Annotated in this window: 1 pseudogene; it reads left to right on the top strand. The window is 63.7% G+C overall.

Going from position 1 to position 535, the window contains the following annotated elements:
* Nucleotides 1–160 (top strand): annotated as a pseudogene (locus tag DVK07_RS20985) (SAM-dependent methyltransferase); the annotation flags it as partial.
* Between the last annotated feature and the right edge of the window lie 375 nt (nucleotides 161–535).

Raw genomic sequence — 535 nt, 5'->3', positions numbered from 1 at the left:
TCGCGACGAGCTGGTGGCCGCGACCTCCGAGCGCGCTTACGACGACCTGGGCGGGCGCTGGCGCGAGATGGGCCGCGAGGTCGTCGACGCGATGGGCGCCGAGGAGTACGAGCGCGTCGAGTACGTCCCCTTCGACGTGACCGTCGGACGAGTGAACTGAGAGAGGACGTGAATCGAAGCGGGTAGGCAATTATTTATAAATCGGAGAGACGGGTTCCGACTGGATTTTATAAGTGAGAGACAGCGGATCGACAGCGGCTACCTCCAAATCCCCAGCTGGTCGCTTATAATGGGTTGGCCGTGGATCGGCAGCGAACACCTCCAAAGCCTCAGTCGCTCTGCGATACGTAATCGATGACTCTCCGGTGAACACCTCCAAAGCCCCAGCCGGGAGGACTCGCGCGGCTCGGTGCGCTCCTCGGTCGCTCACTTCGTTCGCTCCCTGCGGTGCTTCCGTCGCCGTGCTTCGCCCTCCCGACTGCCCCTTTGAGCCCCGCCACGCACAGCAACCGCGCCTCACACCTCCCCAGCCTCG

This window comes from Halorubrum sp. Atlit-26R (assembly GCF_003666015.1).
Lineage (GTDB): Archaea > Halobacteriota > Halobacteria > Halobacteriales > Haloferacaceae > Halorubrum.
The sequence above is the reverse complement of the archived record's forward strand: the minus strand, read 5'-3'. Positions and strand labels throughout refer to the sequence as shown.